Here is a 22,121-nt window from a genome sequence, read left to right as displayed (position 1 = left end):
AGCCGCTCCATCTGAGCTAGGAGTTGTGGAAGTTTGATCCTCACGGTCTTCATCCGGGCCGTTGGTAGCAGCTCGACGATCCAGCCTCCCGCCAGCCCTGCCTCGATCCAACGACCATCACGGGTCATGCTCTTCCAGAGAGCGATCGACTCTGCGTCCGCTGCAGCCGTGACCTCCAGGGCCGCGTACCTGCGTCCGTCCCGCACGAGGTCGAAGTCATGCATGCTCGGCCGGGAGCCGTCGTCGTGGGGGCGCACTTCGACACCTGGCAGCGCAGCCTGAAGACACCTGCGCCCACAGCTCATCCTCGCGAATCCTCGGCATGTGGCCACTGTGACGGAGCCACCGCTGCTTTGGCGCCTGGTTTTGCGACTGCGCTCCCTAAAGAACCTTGAGTAGCCCAGAACCGCGAAGTCTCGCCATGACCACGTCGGCCGGACGTGCTTACAGGCGTCGATGACAGGTGCGTCCGTCTCAGTTTCCGTCTCATTCAGTTAGGTTCACCCACGTTCAGCCAAGGCCAGTAACCCATCTCTCCCTGGTGCCCCGACCGCGCATGAACGCAGGTGAACGGCCGTGCACGCCACTCACCACCCCACCAACAGACTTGGAAAGCGTGCGCCTGGCGCGGCTCCAGCCGGGCCGATTGCTTCGTGTGCGTTCCCTCTGTCAGACCCGGGACTGTGCCGTCCCGCCCCATGGTGAGAGACCCACGACGAGTTTGCGCGACGACTGTTTCAAGATCGCTGCTCGACTTCACTGGCGGCGCCCGCAGGACCCCGCGGCCTATGGTGGACGGCTCAGCCGATACTTCTGAGTCTTGCTTGCCCCGTGGCGCATACCCCTGCCAAGCTGAACCAGGCAAAGCTAGCAAGGGTGGGTACTCCATCTTTGGCGTACCCATAGACAGGTGCCAGAAGGTTCGGTGCCAGACGGGGGCGTATTGCTAAACATTGCGCTGGGCGTGATCGCCACGGTGGCTACCGTTATCGGGACCTATTTTGGCTGGCGCCAATTTCGGACCCCCAGCCCGAGTGAAGTTGTTGAAGTAAGTGACAAAATACGAATTTATCTCACACGCAAACGGGCCGTTGCGGCTTTCGCCGAGATGATGGGCAGGGCGCATGAATCATCTCGGGTCTACGGGCAATGCCGCGGATGCGTAGACTATCCCGATAGTTTTTTTGCCGCCATGGCTGAAGTTGCAGGTCGCGGGGTTACCTTTCGTTTCATCGTGTCCCCGGGAATTGATGGCCTGGCTTTCAAGAGCCGCGTACAAGGCATCTCGGGTGTAGAAGTCAAAGAGAAATACATCCAGCATTCCCGCGTTTTAGGCATCGAGGGCAAAGAGGCGATCTACGTAATCTCCGCTCCAAATGGCTACGTAGGCGTACACGTGCGCGACGTGACTGCGGCAAGTCACCAGCAAGCCGCATTCGAGGCAGAGTGGGAGTAACTGCTTGTCGTGGCCTCCAGGGCCCTCCTCAAGAACATCGAGTACGACAGGGCACGCCCCCCAACTGACCGCCGGCAGCCGCATGGCGCCTTGACCAGTCGAGGCGGCCCAGGAAACCGCCCAGCCGGGTTGCTGACTTGAGTCGTTGAGACTCCTCCGCCCGCATCTGCACGGAACCGCACTCACACGTCCTGGCCAGTTCGGCGTCATGCCCTGAGGGCCCCAATAGGCCTCATATACACCAAACTCCACGAACTTCAAGAACAACCCAGACGCGCAAGTATATGGTTTCCGTATGGATACTTCAGCGATCACAACCAGTGTGGTCCTGCTGGTAATTGGTGCCGCGGTGGGTCTCATCCCGACATACTTGATCGAACGAAAAAGGGAACGCCACGCCCTTGAAGTGCGATGGGATCTGCCACTCTATGATTTATGTAATCAATGCGCGTCGACAGCACGTCACTTGGTTCACCTGGTACGCCGGTACAACCGGATTCAAGATAGGGAGGAACACCAAAAGAAGGTCGATGAACAACACGCAAGGCTTCGATCCGTAGTACAGCAGATACGCATACTTGGTAGCCGGGAACTACAGCAAGCGGCTAGGGAAGTAGAACACCACGCCTGGTGGGTTAGAAAAGTCCACGAAGGCGGAGAGGACGAATTGGCTGCATACTACGCGAACGCCACACCCGAGGAGCGACTTCGCGAAGCAATGCGCAGACTCTTCGTCGCAGGCCGACGGCAGCTCGGTGTCAAGAAGCCAGATGATGTCGCCAGCGATGATCCGATTGACCCCCGGCTCGGCGAGTAGCTCTCCAAGGCTGCTGCCGTCTCTGGACGAGTGTCCGCTAATCGATCGACCAAGAGTCCGTAACCGGCGCAGACGTCTAGGACAGAACGGCCTCCGGAGCCGTGCGCTACCGGGCCGGGGGCTTGGCACCCAAGACCGAAGACGCGGCACGGTGTTCCTCGCAGACGGCCCACCAACTATCGCCACCCTTGTCCTCAACATGCACGCTCCAGTCTGCGTCGTTGGAGCACGGTGCATTCCAAGCACAGCGCTGTCGATGGGACTCTGTGCCCACGCGATGCTTGTCCTGGGTCCACCTGATTGGCGGCTCAACTAGTTCCATGGACTCAGTGAGCTTCTTCGAGCCGGGCCCCGATCAGGTGCCACCCGACAAGCGCAACGAGCGAGGCCCCCGGACAGTTGATCGAGATGTCTGACGTCTCAACCACGCTGCTCAGGGGCCTCGTTGGTCATCTATCCTGCCGCACTCGACCTGCCACATGCGCTCGTGGAGTGGGTCACCATGCTCATCGTCACCCGTGAGGGCGACCGACGCTGCAAGCTCCGCCCGTCCCAGCGCGCGATGGTGGCACTGGTGTACCTACGTGAGCACACAACCTTGGCAAAGATCGCTGCCGGGTTCGGGATCAGCGAGTCCACCGCCCACGCCTACACCAGCGCAGTCACCGACCTGCTCGCCCAACGTGCGCCAGGTCTACTGAAGGCCCTGCGCGAGGCTGACCCCGACTTCGTCCTGCTGGACGGGACCCTCGCCGAGTGCGACCGGGTCGGCGACTCACGCGCGGACTACTCCCACAAGCACCGCCGGCACGGAGTGAACGTACAGGTGGTCACCGATCCGGACGGCCGGCTGCTGTGGCTCTCACCCGCGCTGCCGGGCCGCGCCCACGACCTGACCGCCGCCCGCACCCACCGGATCATCCGCATCTGCGAGCGCCAGGGAGTTCCCATCCTGGCCGATCTCGCCTACCAGGGCGGCGGCCCCTGGCTGACCACGGGCATCAAACGCAGGCCCCTGCAGGAACTCACCCCCACCGAGAAGACCGTCAACCGGGCCCTGGCCGCGGCACGGGCACCGGTCGAACGCGGCGTCGCCCGCTTGAAATCCTGGCGGATCTTCCGCAGGTCCCGATGCAGTCCGAACCGCATGACGTCAATCGCCAAAGCCATCCTCACCCTGGAGCGTCAAGGCTGAAGAAGCTCATTGACCGATCTACTTTGGATCGCATTCATCATTGAATCGTGCGCGAAATGTAAAATCCTGCCGACTTGCGATCAGGATTGCGGAGTGCTGCTCTGGAATAGGCAGGGGGTAAAGGGCTAAATGATCCGGGCCCGAGTGGGTGGCGTTCAGCCGAAGTAGGGGGACGACGCGTCGTGTGACGACGGGATGCCCCGCGCTGCGACCCGCTATCGGAGGTTCACGATGACACAGGTCTCTTCTGCCCGCATTCCACTACGCCAGATCATGGCCGTGCTCTTGACGGCCGCCCTGACGCTCTCCCTCTCGGTGGTGCTCACCGTCACCTCGACGAAAGAAGCAGCCGCCTTGTGCTCCGCCAACCGGTTCAACGGAACGTGGCGCTCGTCCGACGCGAGGCTGAAGCGTATCGACATATGGCAGGGAGAGGACTGCCACCTGTACGCCAGGGCCTGGTCCGTCTGCAAGAACGACGCGTCGCATATCTGCAGCTGGGGAAACAGGAGAATGGGAGACAGTCCCGAGCCGAACTTCCAGTTCGTCGGATACAACTGGAGCAACGCCGATGAGGTGCTGCACCTGCGGATGCAGGATAGGTCTCACATCTCGGTGTGGGACAGCACCGACTACCACAACGGTAAGAAGGTCAGCTTCACGGTCACGATGTACAAGAGCCGTTGAGCCCGCGAAGGGCAGCAACTCCGCCCGCGCCGCTACTGGACGAGACCCCCTACCAAGACAGGTGGGGGCCTCGCCGCTCGTCCCCCGCCCCCGCCCCCGCCCCCGCCCCCGACAGGATGCGAACCGCGCCGGGGTGGGCCCCTGTTCGCCGACCGTGCCTACACGGGTGCCGGCTCCTGGGTCACCACCGGACTCAAACGGCCACCGGGCGGCGAGCTCACCCTCACCCAGCGCACCGTCAACCGAGCCCTGGCCGCAGCCCGGGCACCGGTCGAACGCGGCATGGCACGGCTGAAGTCCTGGCAGATCTTCGGAAGATCCCGCATCAGTCCCAACCGCATGACCGTCATCACCAAAGCTGTCCTCACCCTGGAGGGGCAACGCTGAAAACGCTCAGTGAAGAGGAGGCACGATGGCCGCCGCAGTCGAATGCGTGTCGGAGTCCGGAACCAACAGCAGTTGAGCAGGACTACGTACCAGCTCACGCCGGGGGTGGCACTGCAGATGCCAAGCGCCTTCTAATCGCTTGGTCGCAAGATCGAGCGCCGTGGGTGAGTTCTAACTGCGTGACAACGCCAGCGAACAGCCACGGACAACAACGGACGACGACGAACATCGCAGCAGCTCAGCTACACGCCGCCCTGTCACACGGTCATCCCAGTTGCTTCGGGACGAAGAGGTCGTGGCGGATTCGAGCAGCGGTGGAGCTGAGGCAGTGCGATGTCAGAGCCCGATGAGAGTGTGTCCGACATGGAGATACCCATGGCCCCTGACATCGGGGATGAGGAGCACGCCGTCATCGCCCACTTCATGCTTGCTGCTGGCGGTTTTGGCGACGCCGACCAGCGAGAGCGGGTATACGAGGCTGAGCAAGTGATGGCGGCGGCGGCCGAGGAGGCCGGTGTCGGCGAGGTCGACGGCAATGAGTTCGGAGGAGGCAAGGCCGTGGTCTACGCCTACGGGCCTGATGCAGATGCTCTCTTCAAGGTCTTGGAGCCGACTCTGCGCAGTCTGCCCATCCGGCCGGCACACGTCGTTCTCAGGCGGGGCGACATCGAGACCCGTGTTGACCTGTAGGGCTGCCCCGGCACTGGGGAAACGGACGACGGCCCTGCGGGAAGTCCGGGCCGTCTCTGGGCCGTGCGAGGGCGCCCGACGCCGACCAACAACGACAGAAGCCCACGGCACCTGACCTGGTCAGAGCCGTGGGCTTCTTCAGCCTTGCTGGTCAGCCCAGGGGCTGATTAGTAGATCGGCTTGTCCGGCTCGATCTGGTTGACCCAGCCGATCACGCCGCCGCCGACGTGCACCGCATCCGCGAAGCCCGCGGACTTGAGCACCGCGAGGACTTCCGCACTTCGGACACCCGTCTTGCAATGCAGGACGATCTTCTTGTCCTGCGGCAGCGCCTCCAGGGCGGTGCCCATCAGGAACTCGTTCTTCGGGATCAGCCTGGCGCCGGGGATCGAGACGATCTCGTACTCGTTGATCTCACGGACGTCGATGATGTCGATGTTCTCGCCGTCGTCGATCCACTCCTTGAGCTGCTTGGGAGTGATCGTCGAACCGGCCGCCGCCTCCTGGGCCTCCTCGGACACGACGCCGCAGAAGGCCTCGTAGTCGATGAGCTCGGTGACGGTGGGGTTCTTGCCGCAGACCGCGCAGTCCGGGTCCTTGCGGACCTTGACCTGGCGGTACTGCATCTCCAGGGCGTCGTAGATCATCAGTCGGCCGACCAGCGGCTCACCGATGCCCGCGAGCAGCTTGATGGCCTCGTTGACCTGGATGGAGCCGATGGACGCGCAGAGCACGCCGAGCACGCCGCCCTCGGCGCAGCTCGGGACCATGCCGGGCGGCGGGGGCTCGGGGTAGAGGCAGCGGTAGCAGGGACCGTGCTCCGACCAGAACACGCTCGCCTGGCCGTCGAAGCGGTAGATGGAGCCCCAGACGTACGGCTTGTTCAGCAGCACGCACGCGTCATTGACCAGGTAGCGGGTCGCGAAGTTGTCCGTGCCGTCGACGATCAGGTCGTACTGGCTGAAGATGTCCATCACGTTCTCGGCCTCGAGCCGCTCTTCGTGCAGGACCACGTTCACGTACGGGTTGATGCCGAGCACCGAGTCCTTCGCGGACTGGGCCTTGGAGCGGCCGATGTCGGCCTGGCTGTGGATGATCTGGCGCTGCAGGTTCGACTCGTCGACCTCGTCGAACTCCACAATGCCGAGCGTGCCGACACCGGCCGCGGCAAGGTACATCAGGGCCGGCGAACCCAGGCCGCCGGCGCCCACACACAGCACACGGGCGTTCTTCAGCCGCTTCTGTCCGTCCATCCCGACATCCGGGATGATCAGGTGGCGGGAGTACCTGCGGACCTCGTCGACGGTGAGCTCAGCAGCTGGCTCGACCAGGGGTGGCAGCGACACGGGGGCTCCGTTGGTCGGTATGTCAGTACGGTTGTTCTCTCCGTAACACTGCCACGGCCCTCCTCATTCCGAGACACCCGGTCCGATCTGCGAGACGATTTCGTCCCAGTAACCGGGCAGTGCCTCGAATGCGGCGCTATGTCCCCTGTGATCGGAACGTGCGCACCGGTCGGTGAAGAAGATCGTCCCCGCGCCCTGCCAGCGCGCGATGCGGGTGGCTTCCTCCAGATGCGTGCGCGGCACCCCGTGGACGAAGTGCGCGAACCGCTCCGGCGGGTAGTCCGCCGTCCACTCCGCCACCTGCGACCAGCGGTAATCGGTCCACGGCCCGGAGAAGGTGACCAGTTGGTCGGCGACCTCCGCATATCCGGGGTAAGGGTGCGAGCCGTGGCCGAGGACTAGATGCCCGCCGTCCAGGACCGCCTCCAGCGTCGCCGTGACACGCCGCACCCCGTGCAGGTCGGCCCGGTCCGTAGGACATCGGTCCAGCAGGAAGCCGTCCACGCGATACCACTCGAGGTAGTGGTGCGCATCGGAGACGACATCGCCGAACGAGCGCGAGCCGTGCGCCATGTCGATGTGCCCGAGGACCCGTACGCCCGCGTTGCGCACCTTGCCCGTGGCTTCCAGGCAGTGCGGGTCGGGGCGGTCGCCGGGGCCGTCGTCGACATTGAGGACGACCCAGTGCAGCGGTGTGCCGGGACGGGTCAGTTCGGCCCATTCGACGGGGGCGAGCAACGGGTGGGCGTAGCCGGGGATACCGAAGCCGAGCCCCTCCGCGCCGGTCGCGGCGAGCTGGGTGCCGGTCGTGGTCAGATGCGGCATGCTGCCTCCATCCAGATGTCGGCAAGGGATTCTTCGAGGTTGATACGGGGACGCCAGCCGAGCCGGTCGCGGGCCGTGCGGACATCCGCCTGCTGCCAGCTGCCGCAGCCGTCGGGGTACGGCGCAGGGGTCGCGGACAGCTGCTCCAGTACGGATTCGGAGCGCGGGGCGCCGATGGACGGGCGGCCGGAGGGCGCGTCGAGCTCGTGCAGCGCGCCCGCGTAGCCCGCGACCCTGGCCAGCACGGCGGCCGCGTCCCGCAGACGGACGGCACGTCCCGTGCCGATGTTGACGACGCCCTGCGCGGCGGACAGAGAGGCGGCGTGCACGGCGCGCGCCACGTCCCGTACATCGACGAAATCGCGCTGCACCCCGAGGCCGCTGAGCTTCAGTTCGCCGTCGCCGGACTGCATGGCGCGGCGCATCGCCTCGGCGAGGCGGCCGAGCGGGGAGCCGGCCGGGGTGCCGGGGCCGACGGGTGAGAAGACCCGCAGCACGACGGCGTCCAGGCCGGAGCCGAGCACCAGCTCGGTGGCGGCGAGCTTGCTGACGCCGTACGGCCCGCCGGGGCGTGGGATCGCGTCCTCCGCGGTCGACGAACCCTGCTGGGAGGGGCCGTACTCGGAGGCGCAGCCGAGCTGGACGAGCCGGGCCCCGCAGCCGCTGCGGCGCAGGGCCTCGCAGACGGTGGCGACGGCGACGGTGTTGTGCCGGGTCAGATCGCGGGCGCCGCCGCGAGTGGCGCCGGCGCAGTTGATGACGACGCCGGGGTGGACGGCACCCAGGAAGCGGGTGAGCGCGCCCGGGCTGCCGCCGGCGAGGTCGAAGCGCACATCGGCGTCGTCGCCGCGGCCGAGGGCGGTGAGGTGCACGGCCGGGTCGGCGAGCAGCCGGTCGGCGACGAAGCGGCCGAGGAATCCATTGGCACCGAGCAGCAGCACCCTCATCGCGCGGCCCCTCGGTGCCGACGGGCCGGAGCTGGGGGTTGGGGGGTCATGTCGCTTTCTCCTTAAGGGTGTTGCTGTCGATGCGGGTGCTGGTGCTGCCGTGGTTCGCCCGCGGTGTCGGCTCCAGGGGCGGTCTGGACGGTGTGCGCCGAGGCCCGGGACAGGGCCGCGGTGGCGTGGGCCAGCAGGCCGAGGGCGGCGGCCCCGCAGGCGATCGCCGGTACGGATCCGGCGCCCCAGGCGCCGACGGCCGCCTCGACGGGGCTCGCCAGGAAGCCGCAGTCGGGCAGGCGGCCGGCCAGCAGCAGAACGGGGGCCGCGACTTCGGCGGCGCAGGCGGCGGCAAGCCCGGCGGCCGCGGATTCGGGGAAGCCGTGGACGATGAGCAGCCGGGCCAGGAAGAGCAGGGTGCCGAGGGTGACGGCGGGGGCGAAGGCCTCGTGCGGGAGGACGAGCCCGGCCAGCGCGAGGAGCGCGGTGAGGACGCAGACGTAGAACGCGACGACTGACAGCAGCAGGGGGCGCGCGCCGGATGCGAACTCCTCCAGACCGCGGCTGCCGTCCAGCTTGCGCCGGGCCTGTACGGAGAAGACGCGGGCGCACCAGGCCGCGGGGGCGACGGCAAGGGCGAGGGCGACGAGCGGGGCGGCGGTCAGGGGCAGAGGTCCTTCTGGTCCGCCGTCGGCGATCTGCTCCAGCAGGCCTTCGCCGTACGCCGCGTACGCCACCAGCCATAGCGTCCACAGGCGCACGGCGGGGACGGTGCGCCCCGCCGCGCGCAGCGGCCCGTGCCTCAGACAGAGGGCGAGCGCGACGGCGGTTCCGGCCGCGCCTGCGGCCCCGGCCGCGAGTTGGGCGGCGCCGTCGGTCGCCTCCAGGGCGACGACGGCCAGGGCACAGACGGCGCCCGGCAACAGCGCGAGGAGTGCACGCCCGGCGCGCCCCGCGTGCCCGGAGCGCGATTCGGCGACGCGCGCGCCCGTACGTGCGGGGCCGGGATCCGACTCCGCTCCGCGCGGTACGCGCGCGTACAGCTCCTCGGCGAGCGAGAAGACGTCCCGGTGACGGAAGCGCGAGGCGGTCCGGTCGGTGACGCCATGGGCTTCGAGGCCCGCGGCGATCTCCAGCGGGTCGACGGCCCGCTCGCACAGTTCCCGGTGGCGGTGCATGAGCGCCTTGACGGGGTCGGCGGGGCCACGGCGCGGGGCGGGGGGCTTGCCCGGCTCCGCGGGCGCGTCCTCCCCGGCCCCGGTGATACGGGACGTACTCATGCGCGCGCCTCCTGTGCGGTGACGGCAGCCGCGGCGACGAGCCCCCGCCCGTCCGCCCAGCGTGGTGTGCGGCCCTTCGACGGAGTGCCGCCGCCCGTCCAGTGGCCCGGTACATGCGCCTCGGCGGGATGGGCGAAGGGCAATGGTTCGCCGTCCTCGTTCACGGCCTCGCGCTGCACCGGGGAGTGCGAGATCAGCTCCAGGTAAATGCCGCGAAATGCCGTCAGGTTCTGTTCGATCGTGAAGAGTTCGAGCGCCCGGGCGCGCGCCGCGGCGCCCAGCCGTTCGCGGCGCTCCGGATCGCGCAGCAGCGCGAGGCAGGCGTCCGCGAGCGCCCGCGGATTGCGCGGGGGCACGACGAGGCCCGTACCGCCGATGACTTCGACGACCGCGCCGACATCCGTCGACACCGTCGCGCGGCCGCAGAACATGGCCTCGACCAGGCTGATCGGGAAGCCCTCGACGACGCTGGACAGGACGACCACGCCCCCTGAGGCGTACGCGTCGGCGAGCTCGGGGGCCTCGGGTCCGCCGATCTCCTCGAAGGAGACGGGGTTGGTGCCGACGGCGTGCGCGTCGGCCGCCTCGTCCGGGAAGAGCTGGGCGGCCAGCGCCCTGCAGTGGGCGAGATACGTCGCCGCCTGGGGCCCCTGCACCGGCGCGCCGAACAGCCGCAGCCGCGCCCGCGGCTCCTTCTTGAGCACCTCGGCGAAGGCGTGGAGGAGCGCGATGAGGTCCTTGGCGGGCTCGATCCTGCCGACCCAGACGAGGGTGTGCGGGTCGCCGCTGTCCGAGCCCTCCCCCACCGGCTCGCCCACCGCCGCGAAACGATCCGCCTCCATGCCGGGGTAGACGGTCCGCAGCTTGGCGCGGTCTGCGCCGCACTTCTCCTGCCAGCGGCGGGCGTGCGTGTTGCCGGGCGTGATGACGGATGCCTGGGCGTACACCTCGGCGGCGAGCCGTCCCTGGAAGGCGGCGAGCAGGGCCCGTACCGGCGCGGTCAGCTCGGCGTCGCTCGCGGCCAGATAGTGCGCGCGCAGCTGTACGCCGTACTCCGTGACCAGCAGCGGGACCCCGAAGAAGCGTTTGGCCACAAGTCCGGACAGGGCGGCGGATCCGCCGGAAGCGGCGTGAGTGAGGTCGACCGCGCCGAGGCCGTCCTCGCCGTACCAGTCGAGGGAGAGCGGGCGCAGCGCGCGCTCCAGCTGGTCGGCGAAGGCGAGGTAGTCGGGGACGGTGGCGGCGTGCACGGTGCGGCGTGCGCCGTGGGCGCGGCAGGCGGATTCGAGGACGCGTACGGCGAGTTCGGAGCGGAGGGCAGCGTAGAGGCCGCCGCTGTCGCGGGCGAGCTCGGCGAGTCCGTACAGGCCGTCGGCGAAGCCATCGCCCTCGCCGCAGACGGCGGTGGCAAGCTCCTTGAAGTGGCCGACGAAGCGCCGCCGTTCACGCCGCCCGTACGTGCGCCCGTCGTCCTCGGGCGCCCACAGCGGGGCGGTGCGCACACGCTGCACCTGCGGCGGGAGCTGGATCCAGCCGTGGTCCTCCTGCCGCGCGCTGCGGCTCAGCGCGTAGATGTCGAACTCGTGCTGCGCGAGCCCGTGCACAAGCCGGTCGCACCACAGCCTTTGCTCACCCGTCGCATACGGATAACCACCTTCCGTAAGCAGTCCGATCCGCACCGGTGCACCCCCGATCTCCCTTGTGGGCGGCCACCGTTGGTCCGGTGACTCGCAGCGGGAAGACGGTAAGCCGGTACTCCGGTGGCGCGACGGACGGTTGTCCATCACGCCACCGGAAGGGGTGAATGCACGTAACTTTCCCACCCAGGTAGCGTTCTGTCGCGCTACGCAGGTATCTCGTTACTGAGCGTCAGGCTGCGGCCAGCTCCTTGCGGGCGGAGCGGCGGGGCCCGGCGAGCACCGGATCCAGCGCGGGCACGGCGGCGAGGAGCTGCTGCGTGTACGGGTCCTGCGGGGAGCCGTACACCTCGTCGACGTCGCCCTGCTCGACGATGCGGCCGCCACGCATGACGGCGACGCGGTCGCTGACCTGCCGTACCACGGCGAGCTCGTGCGCGATGAAGACCAGCGCGAGGCCCAGCTCGCCCTGGAGCCGGCTGAGGAGCTCCATCACCTGCGCCTTTGTGGTCACATCGAGCGCGGAGACCAGCTCGTCGCAGACAATCGGCTTCGGCTCGGCGACGAGCGCCCGGGCGATCCCGATCCGCTGCCGCTGTCCGCCGCTGAACTCGCGCGGACAGCTCTCGTACCGCTCCGGACCGAGCCCGACCCGCTCCAGCAGCGCCTGCACGCGTGCCCTGATCCGCCGTTCATCGCGTTCGCCGACGGACCGCCGCGGATCGGCGATGCACTCGCCGACGGACCGCCGCGGACTGAGGAAGGCGACGGGATCCTGGAGCGCCATCTCCCGCCCGACCACGACGCCTTGCAGGAAGTGCGCGTACTGAGCGGACAACGAGTCGTTCAGGCCGAGTTGGTCCCGCACTTGCGCGACCTTCTGCGTGTTGCAGCGATCGCCGCAGGCGAGCCTGGCCGAGTCACCCGGCGCGAGATGGAACAGCGCCGCGCGAGGAGCCGTGCGCGAGACGCCTGTCCCGCATACTGGACTCAACTGCCGGGGTGCACCCAGGGGTTGGGCTTGCACTGGATCCCGTCGACGTCCAGGGACTTGGTCTGCTGCTGCATCACCGGCGCGAGCGCTCCCGGCGTGCGGCAGTTCACATGCCCGTACCCGAGCCGGTGCCCGACCTCGTGATTGATGAGCATCTGGCGGTAGGGGAACATCGCCTTGTCGCCGTACGTCTCCGAGCCCTGCGCCCAGCGGTACGCGTTGATCATCACGCGGTCGGTCGACGCGGAGTCGCAGCTGACATTGTCGACGGTCGTATCCAGACCGGATTTGGCGCACCAGTCCGCCGTGGTCCCCGGACTCGCCAGCGTAATGACGAATTCCGGCTCGCCGGACGAGATCCGCTCGAAGGTCATTGCCCCGCCGTGCGCCCAGCTCCGCTCGTCGTTGAGAGTTTCCTGGACCGCTTTGGCGAAGAGTTCGCCGTCCAGTCCGAGGCCCTTCTCGACATCCACCCGGTAGCGGATCTTGCGGCCCTTGCCCGGCGCCTTCTGGAAGCCGGGCACCGCCTCGAATTTTCCGCTCGCCGTCAGCTTCGGATCGATCGAGAACTGAGTGGCCATCAGCTTCGCGTACGTGACCGGGGCAGCCGGAGCGGCGGGCGGCGCGCCCTTCGGCGGCGCCTGCCGGCCTCTGGAGCGGGACGCCGGGCTCTCCGCGGCCCCCCGGTCCTCGCCCGCGGACTGCGCGCTCGATGTGGCCGGGCCGTCGGTGGCGACCTGGCCGGCCACGACGACCGCGAGAACGGTGGTCACCGCGGCGGCGGCGATCCCGGTGAAGGTGCGCCCCTTGCCGGCCTTGGCGGGCGGCTCCTCGGGCGCTTCCTCGTCTGCATCGGGGACATCTCGCTCGGAGACGAGGTCGGGGACGTCGTCCCAGGAGGTGACGGAGGCGTACGGATCGGCCCCCCGCGGACCGGGCATCCTGCCCTGCTGTGGTTGCGCCTGTGACTGCTGGTCGAAGGCCTCGACGAACTCCCGTCGCGGGCCCGGTATTCGCGCCCCCGTGGCGATCCGCGGCGGCGCCGCGGGTGTCTGCACCCGCTGCCTGCCCTGCCTGTTGTCGTACCGCTGCGGGACTCCCCAACCGCCGCCCGCCTCATGCTGCTCCGGGTGCCCGCCCCTGGCCTGCGGCGTGCCGTACCCGGAGGGGCCATATCCGGAAGGGCCGTACCCGGAGGAGGCGTGCTGCTCGGAGCCCCTGGGCGCGACCCCCCGCCTGCGCCGCCCGCTGCCGGGGTCCGGAACCACGCCCTCCGGCCCGTCGGCGTTCGATATGCCGGACCTGTCGTCCGATTCGGAACCCCTGGGTGCGGGGCCTTTGCGGCTGTGTCGTCCCACGGCCCCGATTCAGCTCCTGTCGCAGTCGTTCAGCAGTTCCCGGAAGGCCAGAGCGACCGTTTCCGGGTACTCCATCATGGCAACGTGCCCCGCGTCCGGGAGAGACAGCAACCGGGAGTCCCGGAACGCCGCCGCCGCCCTGCGCGCCATACGGTAGGCCACGAGTTGGTCCCGCCCCCCGTACACCAGGAGCGTCGGCGCGAGCACCCGCTCGGCCTGCCGCCACAGTCCGTGCTGGCCACCGAGCGTGTACGCATCGACGATGCCGCGCGCCGACCGGGCCATCACGTCCCAGAAGTACGGGAGCTGCATACGCCGCTCCATCTCCTCCACAGCATTGCGCAATGCTTCCTCGTCGACCCGACTGGGGTCTCCGTAACAGAGCGCCATCACGCCTCTGGTGCGCTGCTCGGCCGTCCAGTCCTTGGTGAGTCTGCCGAACAGCGAGGCGAGCCCGGGCAGCGCGAGCAGCGCGGTGGGCATGGCGGAACGCTGGACACGCAGCTCGGGCAGCGCGGGCGAGACGAGGGTGAGCGTGCGCACCAGATCGGGCCTGACGGCCGCGACCCGGGTGGAGACCGCGCCGCCCAGGGAGTTCCCGAGCAGATGCACGGGCCCGCGCCCGGCCGCGTCCAGATGTCGGATCACCGCCCGGGCATGCCCGGTGACCGAGTAATTGCCGTCGTCCGGCGGCGGCGAATCCCCGAAGCCGGGCAGGTCGAGCGCCTCGCCGTCCACGACGTCATCGAGCAGCTGCATCAGCGCCGACCAGTTCTGCGACGAGCCGCCGAGCCCGTGCACGTACAGAGCGGGCGGCAGTCCCGTGCGCGCCGGGGGCCGGGATCTGACGGTGAGGGACAGTCCGGGCAGCGCGACGGAGCGCAACTCCTCCCCCTCGGCGACCCGCACGGGCGCGACCTTGGGGGCCGCCGCGGCGGTGATGGCGCGAACTCCCGGCAGCTCGGTCGAAGACATGCGGCAATGTTACGAGACGATCACACCCTGGATCGTGTGTTCGGCATCACACATCGCGTAGCGCCATGAATCAGGACCTCCTAGGCTCGTAGGAAAGGCAGCTCTCCATGGAAAGCGGTGCCGCATGCCTGTCGATCCCACTGACCCGGAGACCTTCGAAGAAGAAGAGGACCTGGGCGACGCCGCACTCGACGAGGAGGTGCCCGAGGCCGACGCCGCCGAGCAGCACACCGAGATACAACCGGAGCACGACGACCCGCTGACCGGCATCGACCGGGACACCGCGAACGAGGCCGATGCCGCGGAACAGGCCCGCGTCGTCTCTCTCGACGAGGACGACTACCGGTGACCTGCCCCTCTTTGCCCCCGAATCGGGAGCTACCAAGACCGTCCGGTCCGTGAAATTCTGCGTTCGCAGCACGCACAGCCGGGTTACCCAAAAGTACGATGGCGGCGCGGCGCACAGCGCGCACGGAACGAATTTTGGGAGGCGGCGTGACAGCCATCGAGCAGACAGAGGCAGCGCGCCCGCGGGGCACACGTCTGCCACGCCGAGCCCGCAGGAACCAGCTTCTGGGCGCTGCCCAGGAAGTTTTCGTGGCCCAGGGCTACCACTCGGCCGCCATGGACGACATCGCCGAGCGGGCCGGCGTCAGCAAGCCGGTGCTCTACCAGCACTTCCCGGGCAAGCTCGAGCTCTATCTGGCTCTGCTTGACCAGCACTGTGAGTCCCTGCTGCACGCGGTCCGTACGGCGCTGGCGTCGACGACCGACAACAAGCTGCGCGTCGCCGCCACGATGGACGCGTACTTCGCGTATGTCGAGGACGAGGGCGGAGCCTTCCGGCTGGTCTTCGAGTCCGACCTGACGAACGAGCCCGCGGTGCGTGAGCGCGTGGACCGGGTCTCGCTCCAGTGCGCCGAGGCGATCTCGGACGTGATCGCCGAGGACACGGGCCTGTCCAAAGAGGAATCCATGCTGCTGGCCGTAGGCCTCGGCGGGGTCTCCCAGGTGGTGGCCAGGTACTGGCTCTCCAGCGGTTCCGGCATCCCGCGCGACACGGCGGTACAGCTGCTCACCTCGCTGGCGTGGCGGGGCATCGCGGGCTTCCCGCTGCACGGCACAGAGCAGCACTGAGGCGCGGCGGCGGCGCTGCCGCGGGATGTTCGCTCCTGGCGTTCCCCGCGGACGTCGGCCCCGTCCGTCGGCCGGGCTAATGTGTGCTGCGTACGGCGCGGCTGACCGCGCATCGCTGACCGTTCGGAGGGACATAGCCGTGGAGGTCAAGATCGGCGTGCAGCACGCGCCCCGGGAGATCGTTCTGGAGAGCGGGCAGTCCGCCGAGGAGGTCGAGCGCGCGGTGGGAGACGCGCTGGCCGGCAAGGCGCAGCTGCTCAGCCTCTCGGACGACAAGGGCCGCAAGGTCCTGGTACCGGCCGACCGGATCGCGTACATCGAGATCGGTGAGCCGGCGGCACGGCGCGTGGGATTCGGCGCGCTGTAGCAGGGCGGCTCGAGCCACTGGAGCAGTACGCAGGAGGGCCCGGCGGGAATTCCCCCGCCGGGCCCTCTTTCGCTGCTCAATCCGCTGCTCAGCCCGCTCTCAGGTCCGCTGCTCAGGGAGGGTTGCGTTCCGCGGACGCCGGGTAGTACGGGCTACGACCGTTTTGCCCGCACCGGCGTCCGTGAGGTGATCAGCAGTGCTGCTGGAAGCGCTCGGTTCAGTCCTGCTCGGACTCGCCCTCTCCTGGGCGGTTTCCCGTCATCTGCCCGACCGGCTTCCGGCCCGCCGTGTGGTCTTCACAACAGGCCCGGTGGGCGCGCTGTTCGGCGCGTATGTGACGCATGCGGCGCTCGGTCCAGGTCACTTCCTGGCGACGCTGTTGGGCGCGGCGGCCATCGGAGCCGTACTGCTCTCGCTGCTGATCCGGCCGTCAACGCGCCGTCTGCGCCGAGCGTTCCCTTTCTGAGGCCGCATGACGCGGCTTCCGCGAAGCCCGAGGAGCCGCGGAAGCCGCCGAAGCCGCCGAAGTCTGCGAATCCTCCGGGGCCGCCCGAGTCGCCGGAAAGCTAGGCCGCGAGGCCCAGGGCCGCCATCCGCTTGGTGTGCGCCTCGGTGATCCTGGAGAACATCCGGCCCACCTCCGCGAGGTCGAAGCCGTCCGCCACACCGCCCACGAGCATCGTGGAAAGCGCGTCGCGCTCGGCCACCACACGCTGCGCCTGGGAGAGCGCCTCGCCCATCAGCCGGCGCGCCCACAGCGCGAGCCGTCCGCCGACGCGCGGTTCGGCCTCGATCGCGGCGCGGACCTTCTCGACCGCAAAATTCCCGTGGCCCGTGTCGTCGAGCACGGCGAGCACCAGCGCGCGGGTGTCGGTGTCCAGCCGGGCCGCGACCTCACGGTAGAAGTCGCTGGCGATCGAGTCGCCGACGTAGGCCTTGACCAGGCCCTCCAGCCAGTCGGACGGCGCGGTCTGGCGGTGGAAGTCGTCCAGGGCCTGGGCGAAGGGCTCCATCGCGGCGGTCGGCTCGGCGTCGATGGCGGTGAGCCGGTCGCGCAGCTGCTCGAAGTGGTGGAACTCGGCGGAGGCCATCTTCGCCAGCTCCGCCTTGTCGCCGAGCGTCGGTGCGAGCTTGGCGTCCTCGGCGAGCCGCTCGAAGGCCGCGAGCTCGCCGTACGCGAGCGCGCCCAGCAGATCCACCACGGCGGCGCGGTACTGCGGGTCGGCGGACGCCGTGGCCCAGTCCTGGGCGGCGATCCCGGTGTGTTCAGTGGCGTTGTCAGGCGTCTCCATGAAGCGCACAATAGCCCGCTCACCGCAGGGCGGAAGGGGCTGGTCAGCCCCGCCCGCACCGCGGTTCCTACGAATTCACCCAACACACATGCGCGATTCCGGGGTACAGTGGTAATGCGCCTGTCGAGCGTTTTGGTTACTCGGCGGGCGATCGCAGTGTATGACTGGAGGATTTGCTCCTCCAGAGTCCCCTTGAGGATGCCCGGTCGGTGGCACGATCGGCTCCGAACCGACCGCCCTCCGCGCGGACCGTGCGCACAGTTGCGTATGACCGCAGATGAGGGGCCCCCTCAGCGGCACGAGCGCTCGAGCGACGGCAGTGGTCCCGCGCCATCCGGCCAACCCACGGCCGGCCCAGTACCCAGGTGCGGTACGACCCCCATCGTTCGCCTCGCGCCGCGTCTCACAGAAGAGGCAGCACCCTGACTACGACTTTCCGGGATCTTGGGATCCTTCCCGAGACCGCCGAGGCCCTCGAAGCCGTCGGCATTCTGTCCCCGTTCCCCATCCAAGAAATGACACTCCCCGTCGCGCTCTCCGGCAGCGATGTCATCGGCCAGGCCAAGACCGGCACCGGCAAGACGCTCGGTTTCGGCCTGCCGCTGCTGGAGCGTGTCACCGTCCCCGCGGACGTCGAGGCGGGCCGGGCGAAGCCCGAGCAGCTGACCGACGCCCCGCAGGCGCTTGTGGTCGTCCCCACCCGCGAGCTGTGCCAGCAGGTCACCAATGACCTGCTGACCGCCGGCAAGGTCCGTAACGTCCGCGTGCTCGCGATCTACGGCGGCCGTGCGTACGAACCGCAGGTCGAGGCGCTCCGCAAGGGCGTCGACGTGATCGTCGGCACCCCGGGCCGCCTGCTCGACCTGGCCGGCCAGCGCAAGCTCGACCTCTCGCACGTGCGCGCGCTCGTGCTCGACGAGGCAGACGAGATGCTCGACCTGGGCTTCCTGCCCGACGTCGAGAAGATCATCAACATGCTTCCGGCCAAGCGCCAGACGATGCTGTTCTCGGCGACCATGCCGGGTGCGGTCATCGGCCTCGCCCGCCGGTACATGTCGCAGCCCACGCACATCCGCGCGACCGCGCCGGACGACGAGGGCGCGACCGTCGCGAACATCACGCAGCGTGTGTACCGCGCGCACTCCATGGACAAGCCGGAGATGGTCTCGCGGATACTGCAGGCCGACGGCCGCGGGCTCGTGATGATCTTCTGCCGTACGAAGCGGACGGCGGCGGACATCGCCGAGCAGCTCGCACGTCGAGGCTTCGCCTCCGGCGCGGTCCACGGCGACCTGGGCCAGGGCGCACGCGAGCAGGCGCTGCGGGCCTTCCGCAACGGCAAGGTGGATGTCCTCGTCTGCACCGATGTCGCGGCGCGCGGCATCGACGTCGAGGGCGTGACGCACGTCATCAACTATCAGTCGCCCGAGGACGAGAAGACCTACCTCCACCGCGTCGGCCGTACGGCCCGGGCGGGCGCGTCCGGTACAGCCGTGACGCTGGTGGACTGGGACGACATCCCTCGCTGGCAGCTGATCAACAAGGCGCTTGACCTCGGCTTCAGCGACCCGGTCGAGACGTACTCCACCTCGCCGCACCTGTTCGAGGAGCTGGGCATCCCGGCCGGCACGAAGGGTGTTCTGCCGCGGGCGGAGCGCACCCGCGCGGGCCTGGCGGCGGAGGATGTCGAGGACCTGGGCGAGACGGGCGGCCGCGGCCGCAAGTCGTCGCCGTCCGCGGCCCCGACGCGGGAAGAGCGCGCACCGCGCACGCCGCGCCAGCGCCGCCGGACGCGGAGCGGCTCCACGCCGCTCGACGCCCCGGAGCCGACGGTGACACCGGACGCGACGAGCGCACCCGACGCCCCGGACGCCCCGGCTGAGCCGCGGAGCCCCCGCCGCCGTCGCCGCACGCGAGTGGGAGCGCCGGCCGTGGTGGAGCTGGCCGAGGTCGCGGTCGAGGCCGTCGAGGCGGAGGTCGCGACGAAGCCGCGGCGTCGTACGCGCGCGGTGAAGGTCGCGGACCCGGTCGAGGCAGTGGCCACGGTCGAGGCCGAGCCCGAGACGAAGCCCCGCCGCCGTACGCGCGCCGCCAAGCCGGTCGTCGAGGCGGTCGTGGATGCGACCGAGCCGGAGACGAAGCCGCGCCGCCGTACGCGGGCCGCCAAGCCCGTGGTCGAGGCGGTCGTCGACACGCCCGAGCCCGAGACGAAGCCGCGCCGCCGTACGCGCACGGTGAAGGCGGCTCAGCCCGAGAGCTGACCGCCCCCAAATTGGCCCGGCCCCTGTTGCGGGGGCCGGGCCATTGGCTTTTCCCCACCCCTCCCCCTACGCCCTGGCGGGCGTGGGGGGACCCCCACTTCCCGAACTGGGGGCAAGCCCCCAGACCCCCGAACGCCCTTCGGGCATTGTCCTCAATCTCCCCCAGAGTTCGTCCGGGGGGACCCCCAGCGGGCTCCATTGGAGCCTCGTCGACGATGGAGGAGCGGGGCCCGGGGCGGAGCCCCGGTTAAGGGGAATCCCCGTCCCCGTTAGCCTCGTCGCATGAGTCGCCCGCCCACCTTCAGCCCGCCCCCCTCCGCCCGCTCCCGCGACCTCCACACCCCCCGCGGCACCTTCGCCGTGCTCGATGCGCAGCCCGACCCCGGTCGCCGCGCCGACAACCGCACCGCCCTTCTCCTTCCCGGGTACACCGGGAGCAAGGAGGACTTCATCGCCCTGCTGCAGCCCCTCACCGAGGCCGGCTACCGCGCCGTCGCCGTCGATGGGCGCGGGCAGTACGAGACCGCCGGGCCGGACGACCAACAGGCCTACGCCCAGGAGGAGTTGGCCCGCGACGTGCTCGCCCAGGCCGAGGCGATCGGCGGGCCCGTGCACCTCCTAGGGCACTCCCTCGGCGGGCAGATCGCCCGCGCCGCCGTCCTCATCGACCCCACCCCCTTCCGCACGCTCACCCTCGTGTCCTCCGGGCCCGCCCAGATCTCGCCCGCCCAGCAGCAGAAGGTCAAGCTGCTCAGCGACGCGCTCGCGGTCATGACGATGGACCAGGTCTGGGATGCCATGAGGGCGCTCGACCCGCCCGAGGACGCCGACACCGGCCCCGGCAACGGCGAGGACCTCCGTCGCCGCTGGCTGCGCCACAACCCCGCCCAGCTGATCGCCACCGGCCGCCAGCTGACCGTGGAGCCGGACCGGGTCGACGAACTCGCCGCCGTACAACCGCTGCCCAAGCATGTGGTGTCCGGCGAGCGGGACGACACCTGGCCGGTGCCGCTGCTCGACGCGATGGCGCAGCGGCTGGACGCCCACCGGACCGTGATCGCCGGCGCCGAGCACTCACCGAACACCGACCGCCCCAGCGAGACCGCCACAGCCGTTGCCGCGTTCTGGGATCAACACTGAACGAGCCAGTACTGGGCGTGTCAGTACTGGGCCTGCAGGTGCTGCCAGAACCCGTCCCGCAGCGCCCGCCTCAGCACCGCGTGCCCCCGCAGTGACCGCTGCAGCACCCTCTCCGCCTCGATCAGCAGGTCCTGGTCCACCGGCCCCGGCAGATAGGGATGGCCCGGCAGCAGCTCCCCCATCGCCTCCCGCCCCCGCTCCCCCAGCCACGTCGCCGCGATCTGCGCCCCCACGAAGCGCACCTCGTCCCGCGACGGCGGCGGCGCGCCCTCGTTCTCGTACGTCGTGACCGGGCGGCGCGTGATGTAGGGGCGGCAGAAGTCCAGGTCGAACGTCCGCTGGCTGTCGACCTCCCACAGCAGCGGCTCCGCCTGATTGCGCCCTTCAGCCGCCTCGATGCCCCACAGATGGACCCGCGCGCCGTACCCCTGCGCCGCCTCGACCGCCGAGACCAGGTCCTCGTCACCGCCCACCAGCGCCGCGTCACTGATCGCCCGGTGCCGGGCCAGTGACTCCAGGTCCGTACGGATGAGTGAGTCCACGCCCTTTTGCTGGTTGTTCGCGTTGAGGTTGCCCAAGCGCACCTTGACGTCCGGCAGCTCGGCGATGGACTGCTGCTCGGGGGTGTGGATACGGCGCCGGGCGCCGTCGTACCAGTACACCCGCAGCAGCCTGCTGTCCGCGAAGATCGTGCGGGCCTTGTCGATGAAGGCCTCGATCAGCCCCTCCGCGTCCAGGTCGAAGGAGCGCCGGTCCTCGGTGCCCGCGACAAGCAACCCGGCCGCAGCATAGACGTAACCCGCGTCGACGAAGATGGCGTGGGTGGAAGGCGTCTTGGCGACCTCGGCGAGCATGCGATGGAGCAGCTCGTTGGTGCGCTCCAGGCGGGCGCCGATCTCATTGATCTCTGCGTCGTCCATACGGTGCTCATTCATACGGTGCTCATTCTCCGTGGTCACGCCACAGCCTGCCAGTAGTTAGGCATCCAAAAAATTTCCTTAGCGTAGGGAATGTTTGCAGGGTGCATCCCGTTGAACACACACAGAACACAGACGGATATCCGTCGCCATCAGTTCTCCAGCAGGAGGATCAGACGAAGGGAGAAGCCATGCGCTTCGAGATCATGCGACTGGACGACGTCGACGGCACCGCCGTGGACAGCACCGTCGTAGACGCCGCCTCCGTCAACCGGATCGTGCAGCAGGCCGCCTCGACAGGCCAGCGCATCTATATCCGACCGGCCGAATCCATGGCTTCGTAACGCTTGACGACGTAGTGATGTGACGCACTGCGCCCCCGTACGGACGATCCGTACGGGGGCGCAGTGCGTTCGGCAGGT

General features: G+C 69.0%; 22 protein-coding genes and 1 pseudogene. 13 read left to right on the top strand and 10 right to left on the bottom strand.

The annotated features are described in order from the left end of the window. The first annotated feature begins 910 nt into the window (after positions 1 to 910). From ACH492_RS07400 to ACH492_RS07375, 6 genes and pseudogenes are all read left to right on the top strand, one after another. Complete coding sequence (locus ACH492_RS07400) at positions 911 to 1,456, top strand: hypothetical protein (protein WP_398983787.1); 546 nt, start codon at positions 911 to 913, stop codon at positions 1,454 to 1,456. Between the two features lie 295 nt (positions 1,457 to 1,751). Beyond that, positions 1,752 to 2,273 (top strand): hypothetical protein, encoded by a 522-nt coding sequence (locus ACH492_RS07395; RefSeq protein WP_398983785.1) that lies wholly within the window; start codon positions 1,752 to 1,754, stop codon positions 2,271 to 2,273. 445 nt (positions 2,274 to 2,718) lie between these two features. Beyond that, the gene (locus ACH492_RS07390; protein ID WP_398983783.1) at positions 2,719 to 3,468 is read left to right on the top strand and encodes a transposase family protein; all 750 of its coding nucleotides are present in this window, start codon (positions 2,719 to 2,721) and stop codon (positions 3,466 to 3,468) included. Positions 3,469 to 3,699: 231 nt separating this feature from the next. After that, positions 3,700 to 4,155 carry a hypothetical protein gene (locus ACH492_RS07385; protein WP_398983781.1) on the top strand — a complete coding sequence of 152 codons (456 nt, stop codon included), beginning with the start codon at positions 3,700 to 3,702 and terminating at the stop codon, positions 4,153 to 4,155. A gap of 126 nt (positions 4,156 to 4,281) precedes the next feature. After that, positions 4,282 to 4,542: pseudogene (locus ACH492_RS07380) on the top strand (transposase family protein); the annotation flags it as partial. A 333-nt stretch (positions 4,543 to 4,875) separates the two neighbouring features. Continuing rightward, positions 4,876 to 5,232 (top strand): hypothetical protein, encoded by a 357-nt coding sequence (locus ACH492_RS07375; protein ID WP_398983779.1) that lies wholly within the window; start codon positions 4,876 to 4,878, stop codon positions 5,230 to 5,232. 167 nt (positions 5,233 to 5,399) lie between these two features. On the opposite strand, the gene moeZ is transcribed toward ACH492_RS07375, so the two are convergent. The 8 genes from moeZ to ACH492_RS07335 form a co-directional block, all read right to left on the bottom strand. Beyond that, the gene (gene moeZ, locus ACH492_RS07370) at positions 5,400 to 6,578 is read right to left on the bottom strand and encodes an adenylyltransferase/sulfurtransferase MoeZ (RefSeq protein ID WP_398983778.1); all 1,179 of its coding nucleotides are present in this window, start codon (positions 6,576 to 6,578) and stop codon (positions 5,400 to 5,402) included. Positions 6,579 to 6,641: 63 nt separating this feature from the next. Continuing rightward, positions 6,642 to 7,403 carry a spherulation-specific family 4 protein gene (locus tag ACH492_RS07365; RefSeq protein ID WP_398983776.1) on the bottom strand — a complete coding sequence of 254 codons (762 nt, stop codon included), beginning with the start codon at positions 7,401 to 7,403 and terminating at the stop codon, positions 6,642 to 6,644. Beyond that, positions 7,391 to 8,350 (bottom strand): NAD-dependent epimerase/dehydratase family protein, encoded by a 960-nt coding sequence (locus ACH492_RS07360; RefSeq protein WP_398983773.1) that lies wholly within the window; start codon positions 8,348 to 8,350, stop codon positions 7,391 to 7,393. Before ACH492_RS07360 ends, ACH492_RS07365 begins: the two co-directional genes overlap by 13 nt. A 62-nt stretch (positions 8,351 to 8,412) precedes the next feature. Beyond that, positions 8,413 to 9,621 carry a hypothetical protein gene (locus tag ACH492_RS07355; protein WP_398983771.1) on the bottom strand — a complete coding sequence of 403 codons (1,209 nt, stop codon included), beginning with the start codon at positions 9,619 to 9,621 and terminating at the stop codon, positions 8,413 to 8,415. Continuing rightward, a complete protein-coding gene (locus tag ACH492_RS07350; protein WP_398983769.1) occupies positions 9,618 to 11,300 on the bottom strand; it encodes a DUF3492 domain-containing protein in 1,683 nt (560 codons plus the stop codon). The genes ACH492_RS07355 and ACH492_RS07350 overlap by 4 nt, the downstream gene beginning before the upstream one ends. Before the next feature lie 190 nt (positions 11,301 to 11,490). Further along, positions 11,491 to 12,285, bottom strand: coding sequence for an ATP-binding cassette domain-containing protein (locus tag ACH492_RS07345; RefSeq protein WP_398983767.1), 795 nt, complete (start codon positions 12,283 to 12,285; stop codon positions 11,491 to 11,493). Then, positions 12,249 to 13,610 (bottom strand): DUF3152 domain-containing protein, encoded by a 1,362-nt coding sequence (locus ACH492_RS07340; RefSeq protein WP_398983765.1) that lies wholly within the window; start codon positions 13,608 to 13,610, stop codon positions 12,249 to 12,251. Before ACH492_RS07340 ends, ACH492_RS07345 begins: the two co-directional genes overlap by 37 nt. A 9-nt stretch (positions 13,611 to 13,619) precedes the next feature. Continuing rightward, positions 13,620 to 14,585 carry an alpha/beta fold hydrolase gene (locus tag ACH492_RS07335; RefSeq protein WP_398983763.1) on the bottom strand — a complete coding sequence of 322 codons (966 nt, stop codon included), beginning with the start codon at positions 14,583 to 14,585 and terminating at the stop codon, positions 13,620 to 13,622. A gap of 124 nt (positions 14,586 to 14,709) precedes the next feature. On the opposite strand from ACH492_RS07335, the gene ACH492_RS07330 reads away from it, so the two are divergent. From ACH492_RS07330 to ACH492_RS07315, 4 genes are all read left to right on the top strand, one after another. Then, positions 14,710 to 14,934 carry a hypothetical protein gene (locus ACH492_RS07330; protein ID WP_398983762.1) on the top strand — a complete coding sequence of 75 codons (225 nt, stop codon included), beginning with the start codon at positions 14,710 to 14,712 and terminating at the stop codon, positions 14,932 to 14,934. Positions 14,935 to 15,080: 146 nt separating this feature from the next. Further along, positions 15,081 to 15,722 carry a TetR/AcrR family transcriptional regulator gene (locus ACH492_RS07325; protein ID WP_398983760.1) on the top strand — a complete coding sequence of 214 codons (642 nt, stop codon included), beginning with the start codon at positions 15,081 to 15,083 and terminating at the stop codon, positions 15,720 to 15,722. Between the two features lie 139 nt (positions 15,723 to 15,861). Further along, positions 15,862 to 16,089: a DUF3107 domain-containing protein gene (locus ACH492_RS07320; RefSeq protein WP_307661278.1), complete on the top strand. Its 228-nt coding sequence runs from the start codon at positions 15,862 to 15,864 to the stop codon at positions 16,087 to 16,089. Positions 16,090 to 16,285: 196 nt separating this feature from the next. Then, positions 16,286 to 16,555 (top strand): hypothetical protein, encoded by a 270-nt coding sequence (locus ACH492_RS07315; protein WP_398983758.1) that lies wholly within the window; start codon positions 16,286 to 16,288, stop codon positions 16,553 to 16,555. Positions 16,556 to 16,655: 100 nt separating this feature from the next. On the opposite strand, the gene ACH492_RS07310 is transcribed toward ACH492_RS07315, so the two are convergent. Next, positions 16,656 to 17,381 carry a ferritin-like fold-containing protein gene (locus ACH492_RS07310; protein ID WP_398983756.1) on the bottom strand — a complete coding sequence of 242 codons (726 nt, stop codon included), beginning with the start codon at positions 17,379 to 17,381 and terminating at the stop codon, positions 16,656 to 16,658. A 515-nt stretch (positions 17,382 to 17,896) separates the two neighbouring features. Here ACH492_RS07310 and ACH492_RS07305 point away from each other — a divergent pair. Next, the gene (locus ACH492_RS07305) at positions 17,897 to 19,642 is read left to right on the top strand and encodes a DEAD/DEAH box helicase (RefSeq protein WP_398983754.1); all 1,746 of its coding nucleotides are present in this window, start codon (positions 17,897 to 17,899) and stop codon (positions 19,640 to 19,642) included. A gap of 282 nt (positions 19,643 to 19,924) precedes the next feature. After that, on the top strand, positions 19,925 to 20,782 hold the full coding sequence (locus tag ACH492_RS07300; protein ID WP_398983752.1) for an alpha/beta fold hydrolase: 858 nt from the start codon (positions 19,925 to 19,927) through the stop codon (positions 20,780 to 20,782). A gap of 20 nt (positions 20,783 to 20,802) precedes the next feature. On the opposite strand, the gene ACH492_RS07295 is transcribed toward ACH492_RS07300, so the two are convergent. Continuing rightward, positions 20,803 to 21,717 carry an NYN domain-containing protein gene (locus ACH492_RS07295; protein WP_398983750.1) on the bottom strand — a complete coding sequence of 305 codons (915 nt, stop codon included), beginning with the start codon at positions 21,715 to 21,717 and terminating at the stop codon, positions 20,803 to 20,805. A gap of 173 nt (positions 21,718 to 21,890) precedes the next feature. Between ACH492_RS07295 and ACH492_RS07290 the strand changes: the two genes are divergently transcribed. After that, positions 21,891 to 22,043 carry a hypothetical protein gene (locus tag ACH492_RS07290; protein ID WP_307661284.1) on the top strand — a complete coding sequence of 51 codons (153 nt, stop codon included), beginning with the start codon at positions 21,891 to 21,893 and terminating at the stop codon, positions 22,041 to 22,043. Positions 22,044 to 22,121: the final 78 nt, after the last annotated feature.

Origin of the sequence: Streptomyces sp. NPDC019443, from assembly GCF_044389785.1 — a bacterium.
Lineage (GTDB): Bacteria > Actinomycetota > Actinomycetes > Streptomycetales > Streptomycetaceae > Streptomyces.
This window is presented reverse-complemented; position numbering and strand designations above follow the sequence as displayed.